9 protein-coding genes are annotated in these 12,791 nt (G+C 61.8%); 3 read left to right on the top strand and 6 right to left on the bottom strand.

The genetic code is table 11. The features are described 5' to 3' along the window. Positions 1-84: 84 nt before the first annotated feature. On the bottom strand, positions 85-1,659 hold the full coding sequence (locus BM234_RS11810) for a 2-isopropylmalate synthase (RefSeq protein ID WP_092065028.1): 1,575 nt from the start codon (positions 1,657-1,659) through the stop codon (positions 85-87). 309 nt (positions 1,660-1,968) lie between these two features. Here BM234_RS11810 and BM234_RS11805 point away from each other — a divergent pair, with 309 nt between their 5' ends. Together BM234_RS11805 and pdeM are read left to right on the top strand one after the other, a co-directional pair. Next, entirely contained in the window at positions 1,969-4,371 is a 2,403-nt protein-coding gene (locus BM234_RS11805) for a ligase-associated DNA damage response DEXH box helicase (RefSeq protein ID WP_092065025.1), read from the top strand. Between the two features lie 40 nt (positions 4,372-4,411). Continuing rightward, on the top strand, positions 4,412-5,083 hold the full coding sequence (gene pdeM, locus BM234_RS11800; protein ID WP_092065267.1) for a ligase-associated DNA damage response endonuclease PdeM: 672 nt from the start codon (positions 4,412-4,414) through the stop codon (positions 5,081-5,083). 6 nt (positions 5,084-5,089) lie between these two features. Here pdeM and BM234_RS11795 read toward each other — a convergent pair whose 3' ends face one another. From BM234_RS11795 to BM234_RS11780, 4 genes are all read right to left on the bottom strand, one after another. After that, entirely contained in the window at positions 5,090-5,686 is a 597-nt protein-coding gene (locus BM234_RS11795) for a LolA family protein (protein WP_245752608.1), read from the bottom strand. 133 nt (positions 5,687-5,819) lie between these two features. Next, on the bottom strand, positions 5,820-8,654 hold the full coding sequence (locus BM234_RS11790; protein WP_092065019.1) for a DNA translocase FtsK: 2,835 nt from the start codon (positions 8,652-8,654) through the stop codon (positions 5,820-5,822). Positions 8,655-8,672: 18 nt separating this feature from the next. Continuing rightward, complete coding sequence (locus BM234_RS11785; protein ID WP_092065016.1) at positions 8,673-9,851, bottom strand: aminotransferase class I/II-fold pyridoxal phosphate-dependent enzyme; 1,179 nt, start codon at positions 9,849-9,851, stop codon at positions 8,673-8,675. Positions 9,852-9,993: 142 nt separating this feature from the next. Beyond that, positions 9,994-10,572 (bottom strand): transglycosylase SLT domain-containing protein, encoded by a 579-nt coding sequence (locus BM234_RS11780; protein WP_092065013.1) that lies wholly within the window; start codon positions 10,570-10,572, stop codon positions 9,994-9,996. Between the two features lie 200 nt (positions 10,573-10,772). On the opposite strand from BM234_RS11780, the gene hspQ reads away from it, so the two are divergent. Beyond that, positions 10,773-11,099 (top strand): heat shock protein HspQ, encoded by a 327-nt coding sequence (gene hspQ / locus BM234_RS11775; RefSeq protein WP_092065010.1) that lies wholly within the window; start codon positions 10,773-10,775, stop codon positions 11,097-11,099. 4 nt (positions 11,100-11,103) lie between these two features. On the opposite strand, the gene BM234_RS11770 is transcribed toward hspQ, so the two are convergent. Beyond that, on the bottom strand, positions 11,104-12,681 hold the full coding sequence (locus BM234_RS11770; RefSeq protein WP_092065007.1) for a gamma-glutamyltransferase family protein: 1,578 nt from the start codon (positions 12,679-12,681) through the stop codon (positions 11,104-11,106). Positions 12,682-12,791: the final 110 nt, after the last annotated feature.

The following is a 12,791-nucleotide window of genomic DNA, read 5'->3' as shown; positions in this document are numbered from 1 at the left end:
GGCCGAAAGTCTTATAGGCGCGGCAGCACCGAGGTTAAAGGGCCGCGTCCGAGCAAAACGACGCAAATCCGCCGGTGCGGCGAACTATGAGACGTCCTTGTAGGAAACCTCACGCGTATCTGCCCCCGGTCCGGTCTTGTTGCGCCGCACCACGAGGCGGTTGAGCGCGTTGACATAGGCCTTGGCAGAGGCAACGACCGTGTCGGTATCGGCCGACTGGCCGGTCGCGATCATACCATCCTCCTCGAGCCGGACGCTGACGGTGGCTTGGGCGTCGGTGCCTTCGGTGACGGCGTGCACCTGATAGAGTTGCAGGCGTGCCTTGTTGGGGTGCAACACGCGGATCGCCTTGAACGCAGCATCCACCGGGCCGTCGCCGTGTTCCGTGGCGATGGAATCCTTGCCGTCGATTTCCATCTCAAGCGTCGCTTCTGCCGGACCGCCTGTGCCGCAGAGAACCTTGAGCGACACGATCTGAAGATGATCCGCCGCAGGATCGGTGGCGGCAGAAACCAATGCGATGAGGTCTTCGTCATAGACCTCCTTCTTGCGATCGGCGAGTTCCTTGAACCGGACAAAGACATCCTTGAGCTGGTTGTCCCCAAGCTCAAAGCCCAAATCCTTGAGCTTGGCCCGAAGCGCCGCGCGACCCGAATGTTTCCCCATGACGAGGTTCGTTTCCGAAAGACCCACATCTTCGGGGCGCATGATCTCAAAGGTTTCGGCGTTCTTGAGCATGCCGTCCTGATGGATGCCGCTCTCATGGGCAAAGGCGTTCTTGCCCACGATGGCCTTGTTGAACTGCACCGCGAAGCCAGACACGGTGGCCACGCGCCGCGAGATGTTCATGATCTTGCGGCTGTCCACGCCCGTCTCATAGGGCATGATGTCGCCGCGCACCTTGAGCGCCATGACAACCTCTTCGAGGGCGGTGTTGCCCGCGCGCTCCCCGAGGCCGTTGATCGTGCATTCGATCTGTCGCGCGCCGCCTTCGACGGCGGCAAGAGCGTTGGCCGTCGCCATGCCAAGGTCGTTGTGACAATGGGTGGCAAAGATGATGTCGTCGGCACCGGGTACCGTCTCAATGAGGCGCCGGATGAGATCCGCGCTTTCGCGCGGGGCGGTGTAGCCGACCGTATCGGGGATATTGATGGTCGTCGCGCCCGCCTTGATCGCGATTTCCACGACGCGGCAGAGATAGTCCCATTCCGTCCGCGTGGCATCCATCGGCGACCATTGGATGTTGTCACAGAGGTTGCGCGCATGGGTCACCGTATCGTGGATACGCTCGGCCATCTGATCCATGTCGAGATTGGGGATCGCACGGTGGAGGGGGGATGTGCCGATGAATGTGTGGATGCGCGGGCTTTTGGCATGTTGAACCGCTTCCCAGCATCGGTCGATATCGGTCAAGTTGGCGCGGGCAAGGCCGCAGATCGTGGAATTCCTGCTTTGCCGAGCGATCTCGGAGACGGCGCGGAAATCGCCCTCGGAGGCGATAGGAAATCCTGCCTCGATGATGTCGACGCCCATGTCATCAAGCAGGCCCGCAATTTCGAGCTTTTCCTCATGGGTCATGGTCGCGCCGGGGCTTTGCTCACCATCGCGCAAGGTCGTGTCGAAGATCAAAACGCGATCTTTGGATACGGTATCAGTCATTTTGGTATCTTTCTGTGTCCTAAACCTCTTGGCGCGAGCCGATTTTCCCCTAAGCGAATCGCGCCGAAGGGCACGCTCAGGGGCGGCTTAGGAGTAGGTCGAGCGGAAGCTGACGCGCAAAAGGCGCGGTCGCGAGGGCGATATGGGCATTCCGTGTCATAGGATCAGGGTTATACATCGGCGTCGGTAAATGAAAACCCCTCGAATGCTGGGAGAGAGGCCAGACATGCACCGATTTCTTGCTCGCACGGGTCCGGTTCACCCGACGGCCACTTGAAGCGCCCTCTACGGGATGAATAACTGGCCGCGATGACCCAACTCCCCGATCCCATTTCCCAGTGGTTCAGCACTCGCGGCTGGTCGCTTCATCCCCACCAGTTGGCGATGCTGGAGGTAGCCTCTGAGCCTGCGACCTTGCTCGTTGCGCCTACCGGCGGTGGCAAGACGATGGCCGGATTCCTCCCCACGCTGGCGGAACTCGCCTCGGCACCGAGCGAGGGGTTGCATACGCTCTACGTCTCCCCGCTCAAGGCGCTGGCGGCGGATATTCGGCGCAATCTTGAAACTCCGGTGGCGGAAATGGGGCTGCCGATCCGGATCGAAGACCGAACGGGTGACACCTCCTACACACGCAAAAAGCGGCAGCGGGCCGACCCGCCCCATATCCTGCTGACCACTCCGGAATCGCTCGCGCTGCTGACCTCTTATGAGGATGCGCCGCGCATGTTCGCTGGCCTGCAACGGGTCATCGTGGATGAGATCCACGCTTTGGCGGAATCAAAACGGGGCGATCAACTCATACTCGCCCTCTCGCGGTTACAGGCCATGGCTCCGGGGTTGCGGCGGGTTGGCCTCTCGGCGACGGTGGAGGACCCCGGCGCCATGGCGCGCGGGCTCGCGTGTCATCCCGATCCATGCCGCGTGCTCGTTGCTGATCCAGGCCCTGCTCCAGATATCGCGATGCTCGATTTGCCCGAACCCCCGCCTTGGGCCGGGGGAGGGGGGCGATATGCTATCGCCGAAGTGCTGGAGGCAGTGCGACAGCATCGCACGACACTCATCTTTCACAATACCCGCGCACAGGCGGAGCTTTTCTTCCACGCGCTTTGGCTTCAAAACGACGACGACCTGCCCATCGGAATTCACCATGGCTCTCTCGCTCGGGAACAGCGTGAGAAGGTCGAGGCCGCCATGGTCCGAGGTGAGTTGCGCGCGATTGTTTGTACCGGATCGCTCGATCTTGGGATCGACTGGGGTGATGTGGACCTCGTCATCCAGATTGGCGCGCCGAAGAACGTGAAGCGCCTTGTCCAGCGGATCGGGCGCGCCAACCACCGCTATAACGCGCCGTCCAAGGCTCGACTGGTGCCTGCGAACCGGTTCGAAGTGGTCGAGTGTATCGCCGCCTTGCAAGCCGCACAGGAGAACGATCTCGACGGGGATCTTAAGGGGCCGGGGCCACTCGACGTGTTGTGCCAGCATATCCTGATCCGAGCCTGCGCGGGGCCTTTCGAGGCCGACGCGTTGTTTGCGGAGGTCCGCACTGTTGGGGCTTATGCAGATCTGGCGCGCGCGGCCTTCGACGATTGTCTGGAGTTCTGTGCAACCGGGGGATACGCGCTGCGCGCCTATGACCGGTGGCAGCGATTGCTGATGCAAGGCGGGCTTTGGCAACTCCGTGATCCCCGCGCGGCGCAGCGCATCCGAATGAACATCGGCACCATCATGGATACCGATACGCTCAAGGTTCGCATCAAGGGGCGGGGCGGGGCACCGTTGGGAGAGGTCGAAGAGGGTTTTGCCGCGACCCTGACGCCGGGCGACACGTTTCTGATCGGGGGACAGATCGTGCGCTATGAAAATCTGCGCGAGATGACGGTCGAGGTGACGCGGCGCGCGGATCGTGAACCCAAGATCGCCACCTTCATGGGAACCAAATTCGCCACCTCTACCGAACTTTCCCATCGGATCCTGGGGATGTTCCGACAGCCAAGTTGGCCGGAGCTTCCCGATCATACGGCCCGCTGGCTCGCGCTTCAGCGGGAGGTGTCGCGACTTCCCGAAGAGGGCCGTCTGCTGATAGAGAGTTTTCCCCGCGACGGTCGGGCGCACACATGTGTCTATGGGTTCGCGGGGCGAAATGCCCAACAGACGCTCGGCCTCATCCTTACAAAACGAATGGAGGAGATGGGCCTGCATCCCCTTGGGTTCGTGGCCACTGATTATGCGACCCTGATCTGGGGGCTGGAGCCGCTGTCCGACCCCGCCCCGCTGTTTGATATCGCAGCCTTGCGCGCGGGACTTGAGACGTGGCTTGCCGGGAACGCCGTGATGAAGCGGACGTTCAAGACCTCCGCCACGATCGCAGGCCTCATCGAGCGGAACCTTCCCAATGCGCAACGCAAGAGCGGGCGGCAGGCGACATTTTCCTCGGATATCCTCTATGACACCCTGCTGAAATACGACCCGGACCATTTGATGATGCGGATCACCCGGACCGAAGCCATGCGAGGCCTTGTCGATTTCGGTCGGATCGAGGAAATGGCGATGCGGGTGCAAGGGCGCATAGACCACCTCACGCTTCAGCGGGTTACGCCGCTCGCCGCGCCACTTTTTCTGGAGCCCGGCAAAGTTCCGGTGGAAGGAGCGGGGAGGGAACGCTTGCTCGCGGAAGAGGCCGAGAGACTGATGGAGGAAGCTGGCCTCGCCTGATGCCTTGCGAATCCCCGGTGTGCAGGGCATCGAACGGATCATGAACGCCTATTCATTCACCTTCGCGGATGCGGCCCTAGAGGCCAGACACACCGGTGCGCTTTTCTGGCCTGCTGAGAAGTTGCTGTGTGTGTCGGATCTGCACTTGGGCAAGGCGGCGCGGATCAATCGGCGGGAGGGGCGGATGCTGCCCCCTTACGAGGTGACGGATACCTTGCTGCGTCTCGAAGCAGAGATCGCGGCCACGGAGGCTGAGACCGTGCTTTGCCTCGGGGACAGTTTTGACGATCTCCTCGCTGGAGCAGAGCTGGAGGATGAACCCCGCGAGTGGATTCTGCGCCTGCAGGCGGGGCGGCGTTGGATCTGGCTTGAGGGGAACCACGACCCCGCCCCCCTTGACCTGGGGGGTGAAACGCTCGCTGATCACACCAGAGGGCGCATCACGTTCCGCCACATCGCCCAAGACAGCGCTCAAGGCGAGATTTCCGGTCATTACCATCCCAAGGCGCGCCCAGAACGCACGTCGATCCGCGCCAGACCCGCATTCTTGATCTGTGGCTCGCGCATCATCCTTCCGGCATTTGGCACTTATACCGGGGGGCTCGCCGCGCGGGCCGCGCCGCTCAATCGACTGATCGACGATTCCGGCCTTGCGGTGATGACGGGGCCCAGGGCCGTAGCGTTGCCGATCTCGGCCTGCGCGGCGCGATAGCGAAGATCAGTCGAACCCGCGTTTGCGCATTTCGGCCCGGATGTTGAAGGCGATGTTGTTGATGGTCCCGCCTTCCTTCGTATCCCCGAGGATTACTGTGGTTTGCGCACCGGAATCATCGGTCACGACCCACTGCCGCAGTTGGGCGGGCGGTCCGCTAAACACCAATTCGATGCTGCCATATTCAGGATGCTCGGGATCCTGCGCCACCACGCTTGTGGTCTGACCATCGCTGTTGTGGCCCGTGACCATGTTCGTGCGCGTCAGATCAACGTCATCGGCAAGGATGATTGACAGGGGCGTTCGAGCGAGTGGAAACCGCTGTGGCGGCTCGTTGGAAACCGGGTCGAACACAGCGACCTGACCGCCGCCCGACATCACAAGCGCGTCGTCCTGTGCATAGTCAAAGCGGACACGACCGGGGCGTTTGATCGCGATCTGGCCCGTTGTGATCGTTCCGTCGGGGTTCACTTGGGTGAAATCCCCAGTCACGGTGCGCAGCGAATTGAGATAGGTGGAAATCTGAGCCAGTGACAGAGGCTCAGCGCTTGCCGGCAATGCCATCACGAGGGCTGAGAGGGTCAAGGCGATCAGGCGGCGCATAGGCTTCTCCATCGGCGAGGTTCCGGCCCAACGTCACGAGGACGGGGCCAGTTCCATTCTATGCCATGCGGAGAAGGCAGGTTCGAGAGTGCGCCGCTCTCGGCACCATCACATTGCGGATATCCGCCCGCGATCAGTTTTGCTCTGGCACCAGAATTTCGCGCTTGCCGACATGGTTCGCCGGAGACACGAGGCTTTCGTCCTCCATCTGCTCCACCAGACGCGCGGCCTTGTTGTAGCCGATGCCCAGCTTGCGCTGAATGTAGGAGGTCGAGCATTTGCGGTCCTTGATCACGATGGCAACCGCCTGATCATAGAGCGCATCCTCGCCGGTCGTGTTGCCCCCGAGGCCGAGCACCGCGTCGATGTCGCTTTCCTTCTCGCCGTCGGGCCCTTCGACCACGCCGCCGATATACTCCGGCGGGCCAAAGGCCTTGAGGTAATTCACGATCTCTTCGACCTCCTCATCGGAACAGAAGGGGCCGTGCACACGTGTAATACGCGAACCGCCCGCCATGTAGAGCATGTCGCCCTGTCCAAGAAGCTGTTCCGCGCCCTGCTCCCCGAGAATGGTACGGCTGTCGATCTTGGAGGTGACCTGAAAGGAGATCCGTGTGGGGAAGTTTGCCTTGATCGTGCCGGTGATGACGTCAACCGATGGTCGCTGCGTCGCCATGATGAGGTGAATGCCGGAGGCCCGCGCCATCTGCGCCAACCGCTGGATGCAGGCTTCGATCTCTTTCCCCGCCACCATCATCAGGTCGGCCATTTCGTCGACGATGACGACGATGAAGGGCAGGATTTCGGGGGCGAACTCTTCGGTTTCGAACACCGGATCGCCGGTCTCGTCATCAAAGCCGGTCTGGACGGTGCGGGAGAACATCTCTCCCTTGCCAAGCGCGTCCCGGACACGCCCGTTGTAGCCCTCGATGTTGCGCACGCCCATCTTGGACATCTTGCGATAACGCTCCTCCATCTCGCCCACGACCCACTTGAGCGCCACGACGGCCTTCTTGGGATCGGTAACAACGGGGGAGAGCAGATGCGGGATGCCGTCATAGACGCTGAGTTCCAGCATCTTGGGGTCGATCATGATGAGGCGGCATTCCTCGGGCGACAATTTATAGAGCAGCGACAGGATCATGGTGTTGATCGCCACCGACTTACCCGAGCCCGTGGTCCCTGCAATGAGCAGGTGGGGCATCTTGGCGAGGTTGGCGACGATAGGCTCACCGCCAATATCCTTGCCCAGAGCCAGAGGCAGGCGCAGGTTCCCATCGTCGAACTGGCGCGTCGAAAGGATTTCCCGCAGGGCCACCATCTCACGCTTCTCGTTCGGCAACTCGATCCCGATGACCGAGCGGCCCGGCACAGTGGAAACGCGGGCGGAGAGGGCCGACATGCTGCGGGCGATGTCGTCGGCAAGGCCGATAACGCGGGACGCCTTGAGACCGGGCGCAGGTTCCAACTCATACATGGTAACGACGGGGCCGGGACGAACAGAGACGATCTCCCCTTTGACCCCGTAGTCATCCAGTACGTTTTCGAGCATCCGCGCGTTTTCTTCGAGCGCGGTATCGGACAGGTGGTGCCGTTCGATCCGTTCGGGGCTCATCAAAAGACCAAGCGGCGGGTGCTCATAGCCGGCTGCGCTGTCCTCGAAGGAAAGTCCCGGTTGCGCTTCTGACTGGGCGCGGCGCGAAGGTTGGATCGGCCTGCGCACGTCGGCCTGCACCACGCGCTTTGGCTCAGGCACGGGGATTTGCATCCGTGGCGCCGGTTCGGGCACGGTTTCGGGGGCGGCATCGGGAAGGTCGAAATCATCCTCAAAGACCGGTGCGTCGTCGAAATCTTCCGATTCCAGCACGAAATCGACTTCTTCCCTCTGCGCGTTCGCGGAGAGAACAGGCTCAGGGGGCAGGGCAGGGGGGTCGCGATAGATCAGCGGCTCTGGCCGGCGGCCGCGCCCGCCCGTCAGTGGCGCTTCCGCTGCAGGGGTGCGCCGCAGTCGGGACCGTACGGCATCGCTGATCCGTGCGCGAATGTGGTCCTCGCCCGGGGCGTCGATTTCCTCTGCATCAGCCCCGTACTCGACAAGCTCATTCTCCGGCATCGGCTCCTGTTTCAAGCGGCGCAGCGCCGTCAGGAGGCCGGGTTTTTCCGGCGCAGGGGCTTCTGGCCCGTCGTCGTCGACAGTGAAGGCATCGTCGTCGACGATATCGTTATCTTCAATGGCGCGGGTTGCACGCAAAGTCCGCCGTTCGGCGATCCGCTCTGACGCGCGGGATTGCAGTGCTCCGGCCCCGGTGACTGCGGTGCTTGCCCCGCGCACACCCAAGGTGCGAAGCGCGGCGTAGGTCATGACCGTGCCACCCAGGAGGAAATGCCCGATCCGGCGCAGCTCGGGTCGCGTGAAGCCTGTTACATAGAGTATGAGGGCAAGTGCCCCGACCCCGGAAAGCGCTGAAATTACCCGAAGTGTCAGGCCCGCATCGAGCGGGGAGAGGTTCAAGAGTGCGGCAAGGGCCGTATCCCCGAAAAGCCCACCGAGCCCGAAGGAATGTGTCCAACTCGCAGGGGGAGAAAGCGTGGCGGCATAGAGGCTCGCGATGGCCATGGAAATGGGGAAGAAGATCAAACGGCTCGCCCGATCTGCCCCATTATGCAGGGCAAAACGCACGCCCCAGATCATCCCGGTAATCGCCAGCCCCCATGCGGCCCAACCCACGATCATGAAGAGCGGCGCGGTAATCGTCGCCCCCAACCGGCCCATCCAGTTTCGCGCCGGCGCGTCCGTCGCGGAGAGCCAGCTTGGATCATCCGGCGAATAGGAAAAGATCATGGCGGCGAACATCATTCCGACCACAAAGAGGACGACCCCGAGCAGTTCCTTGCCCCGCCGTTCGATCGCGGCCTGCATTTTGCTGTCGAGGAGCGGATCCCGTTGCCTGGTCTGGTACGACGCCATCAGCCAATCCCTTCTTGATTAATCATACAAACACGCGCGGAGCCGGGAGAGCCCGTCCGCCAATTCCGCAGCAGGGGCAACCATGGCCACGCGCAGATACCTCGCGCCGGGGTTCACGCCATCGACTTCGCGAGCGAGATAGGCACCGGGAAGCACCCGGATGCCTGTTTCCTCCCAAAGCTTCACGGCGGCCTGTTCCCCATCGGGGACGGGCAACCAGAGAAAGAATCCCCCTTCGGGCCCTGCATAGCCCGGAATCCCGGCGAATATCTGATCCGCCAGCGCAAACTTTTCCTGATAGAGCGCCCGGTTCTCAACCACATGGGCCTCATCGTCCCAAGCAGCGGCAGAGGCATGCTGGATGGGGAGAGGCAGGGGCGCGCCCGCATAGGCGCGCAGTTGTTTCATTCGCGCAATGCTCTCGGGGCCGCCGGCGGCAAATCCGCTGCGCAATCCGGGCAGGTTGGAACGCTTGGAAAGGGAGTGAAAGATTACCATCCGCTCGGGATCCGCACCCATCTCTTTCGCGACTTCGAGGGCCCCGACCGGCGGTGCAGTGCGGTAGATTTCCGAATAGCATTCATCTGCGAGAATCCGAAAATCGTGTTTCTCGGCAAGGGAAATGAGGGCCTTCCAATAGTCCCGATCGGCGACAGCACCCTGAGGGTTCGACGGGGAGCAGACATAAGCCAGCGCGACGCGGTCCAGCACATCCGCAGGCAGCGCGGCATAATCGGGCAAAAAGCCGGTGGCCTCGGTCGCGGGTACGAAGACCGGCTCCGCGCCGGTCGACAGCGTGGCCACCATGTAGACCTGATAAAAGGGGTTCGGGATGAGAACCACCGGCCTCGCCCCGTTTTTTTGCTCCGGGCAAAGCGCCATCGCCGCGTTGTATAGACCCTCACGCGTTCCGTTGAGCGGCAGGACCTGAGACGCGGCCGCCAGTTCGACCCCATAGCGGCGAAGGACCCACCCCGAGATGGCAGATTGAAATGCCTCGGTCCCGTCGTTGGGAGGGTATTTCGCAAAATCGGCGCTGGTCTGGGCGACGATACGCATGACGAAATCGGGCGGCGCGTGGCGCGGCTCCCCGATTGTCATGTGCAAAATGTCCCCTCCCGGTTCACGACAATCCAACAACGCACGCAGGCGCGGAAAGGCGTAGGCCGGAAGGTCCGAAAACCGTTCGGGAAACATGCGTCGTGCCTCAGATGCCGGGGTCGTTTCGCCCCGTTCGTTGCAAAAATGATACCCCGCGAGGGTGCGCTGCGTCTAGCCGTGCAGAGAGAGGCAGCGCGCGCTGTGGCATTTCAGCCAGCGGCCATGCATCGCTCCGGGATCAGGGGCAGGTGGCGAGCTGTGCGCGGTACATGTTTGCCCGACTATCAACCGAACCTGCCACGCGTACGAGCCAGGACTTGGCGTTATAGCTGCCACGCGAATAACCGGTATGGCCTTCGTGATAGGCGAGGTATTGATTGCGCGCATCGTAAAGCGAAATGCCGTTCCGCTCTCTGGTGAGGGTCATGTACCAACCCATGAAGTCCGTCGCGTCGCCGATGTCATCGCGCCGGGCAAAGCGGCTACTCGTCTCGTCCTTGTACTCGTCCCACGTCGCGTCCAGCGCTTGCGCATAACCATAGGCGGAGCTTTGGCGCCCCATCGGGATGATCCCCAAGGCATAGCGGTAAGGCGTTCGCGCGTTACCGATGAACTTGCTCTCTTGATAGATCGTCGCCATTTGCACGTGCACGGGCACGCCCCACCGCCGCTCGGTGGCACGGAATGCGCGCCTGAATTGTGGGCGTTCCGCCAGAATGCGGCATGCGTTGTCCAGGTTGCGCGGCGCTGAATAATTGCCGCCACCACAGGACGCCAATAGAATCGTAATCGCCAAAGCGCGAAGAAGTCTGCTCATCTGCCTCTCGCTCGTTATCTTGCCGTTTTCGGCATTGTTGCCGGCATCCTACCCGATCTGTGCAGGCGGGGAAACGATAATTCCGGTGGTTCAGCGTGGGAGTGCGCCTTGCGACACTCTGTTTCCGGGATTCTGGGCGCGGTCGGTGGACATTGCCACGCACTCATGGCAAGTTCCGTGTTTGTTTGCCGAGCTATGTCATGCTGAAATCACGCGCTAAATATCGTCTGGGTCAAGTGGTCCGCCACCGGAAACACCCCTTCCGGGGGGTGATCTTTGACGTTGATCCAGAATTCAGCAACACCGAAGAGTGGTATTCGGCCATACCAGAGGACAGCCGCCCCACGCGGGAGCAACCGTTTTATCATCTTCTGGCTGAAAACGAGCAATCCTACTACATCGCTTACGTCTCCGAGCAAAACCTCGAAGTCGACAGGTCAGGCGAACCGGTGGATCACCCCGACATCGAGGATATTTTTGGGGCCTTCGAAGATGGCGCCTATCACCTCGACGTCCAGATGAACTGACCGGTCAGTACCCGAGCGCGCAACCGTCCTTGCGGGGATCTGACGCTCCTTCGAGATATCCATCCGTATCAAGCCGGATTGCTTGTGCCCCGCCGATCGGTGTCTGCGGGATCTCAACATGATGCCCCATCTCCGACAAGGCAGCGCGTGTTGCGTCGGAATACCCACGCTCGACGGTCAAAATGCCCGCGTCGGGAAAGCTGCGGGGGGCATCGAGCGCGGCTTGGGGATACATACCGAAGTCTTCCATATTGGTGAGCACCCGCGCATGACCGTTCGCCTGATACGCGCCGCCCATAACGCCAAACGCCATTTCGACCGCTCCATTGCGGCGCGTCATGCCGGGAATGATCGTGTGCATGGGCCGCTTGCCGGGGGCGAGTTCGTTCGGGTGCCCGTGTTCGAGTGAGAACCCCGCGCCGCGATTCTGGAAAAGGATCCCGAACCTGTCAGAGGCAATGCCCGATCCGAACCCGTGAAAGATCGAATAGATCAGCGATACGGCCATGCGATCCTGATCCACGACAGTGATATAGATCGTTTCCTTGTGGATTGCCTCCGAGACGGTGCTGGCCTGTGCCATCGCGCGCTTGGGATCGATCTGTGCCGCGAGCTTTTTCGCGGTATCCATGGAGAGCATATGCTCAAGCCGGGTGACATAATCGAAATCGGCAAGGAAGCGGTTTCGCGCGTCATAGCCCAGCTTGGTCGCCTCGGCCTCGATATGTGCACGCTCGGGGCCAAAAGGCTCCATCGCTGCGATATCGAATTGCGCGAGGATGTTGAGAATGAGCATGGCGGTGGCACCTTGCCCGTTGGGTGCGTGCTCGACAAGCTCGATCCCGCCATAGTGGCTGCTGATGGGGTCGGAATAATCCGCGCGAGCCGCTGCGAAATCGTCGAGAGTATGCGCGCCGCCCAACTGCCGAAGCGCCGAGACCATGTCTTCGGCCACTTCGCCGGTGTAGAATGCATCGCGCCCGGACGCTGCGATCCGGCGCAGTACCTCCGCTTGACCCGGAGCGCGGAAGAGTGTGCCGGGTTTGGGCGGGGTACCCGCGGGCAGAAAATGTCGCAGCGCATCGCCCTGAAGAACGTCTGCGCAATTTGGCCAATCAAAGGCGACCCTTGGGGCGACCCGAACGCCGGAGTCCGCATACTGGATCGCGGGGGCGAGGATCGCCTCAAGCCCCAATTTACCTTGTTCTTCGCTCAGGCGGCAAAACGCATCAATGGCCGTCGGAATGGTTACGGAGCGCGCGTCGTTGAGCGGCATGGTCGAGTGGCCCTCGCCGCGCAGAGCGTCCGCATCTGATCCCGCCGGCGCACGGCCCGATCCGTTCATCGCGTGGATCTCGTCGCTGCCTGCGGGTGACCAAAGGGCGAAACAGTCGCCACCGATCCCGGTCATCTGCGGCTCGCAGATCCCCAGCAGTATCGCCCCCGCTATCGCCGCATCCATTGCGTTGCCGCCCTTCTTCAGGATGTCGAGGGCGGCCTGGGCAGCAAGAGGATGCGACGTCGCCACCATCCCGTTATCGGCGTAGACGGCCGATCGGCCTGGTTGGTGAAAATCGCGCATCTTCGTCTCCCCATTTGAATATCCCTGGGACCGTAGCGGGTGAAAATGGGGAAGCCAATGCCCTCTTGGCGAGGAGGGCGGTCTTCGCTGTGAGGTCCCCGGCGCCACAC

Source organism: Poseidonocella pacifica (assembly GCF_900111875.1).
GTDB classification, from domain to species: Bacteria; Pseudomonadota; Alphaproteobacteria; order Rhodobacterales; family Rhodobacteraceae; genus Poseidonocella; species Poseidonocella pacifica.
Note: the sequence above shows the minus strand (reverse complement) of the source record. Positions and strands in the feature narration are given on the sequence as shown.

What these genes read in the sequence shown, in the direction of transcription:
- BM234_RS11810 (WP_092065028.1), bottom strand. Translation starts at nt 1,659, where the DNA reads ATGACTGATACCGTATCCAAAGATCGCGTTTTGATCTTCGACACGACC.
- BM234_RS11805 (WP_092065025.1), top strand. Translation starts at nt 1,969, where the DNA reads ATGACCCAACTCCCCGATCCCATTTCCCAGTGGTTCAGCACTCGCGGC.
- pdeM (WP_092065267.1), top strand. Translation starts at nt 4,412, where the DNA reads ATGAACGCCTATTCATTCACCTTCGCGGATGCGGCCCTAGAGGCCAGA.
- BM234_RS11795 (WP_245752608.1), bottom strand. Translation starts at nt 5,686, where the DNA reads ATGCGCCGCCTGATCGCCTTGACCCTCTCAGCCCTCGTGATGGCATTG.
- BM234_RS11790 (WP_092065019.1), bottom strand. Translation starts at nt 8,654, where the DNA reads ATGGCGTCGTACCAGACCAGGCAACGGGATCCGCTCCTCGACAGCAAA.
- BM234_RS11785 (WP_092065016.1), bottom strand. Translation starts at nt 9,851, where the DNA reads ATGTTTCCCGAACGGTTTTCGGACCTTCCGGCCTACGCCTTTCCGCGC.
- BM234_RS11780 (WP_092065013.1), bottom strand. Translation starts at nt 10,572, where the DNA reads ATGAGCAGACTTCTTCGCGCTTTGGCGATTACGATTCTATTGGCGTCC.
- hspQ (WP_092065010.1), top strand. Translation starts at nt 10,773, where the DNA reads ATGCTGAAATCACGCGCTAAATATCGTCTGGGTCAAGTGGTCCGCCAC.
- BM234_RS11770 (WP_092065007.1), bottom strand. Translation starts at nt 12,681, where the DNA reads ATGCGCGATTTTCACCAACCAGGCCGATCGGCCGTCTACGCCGATAAC.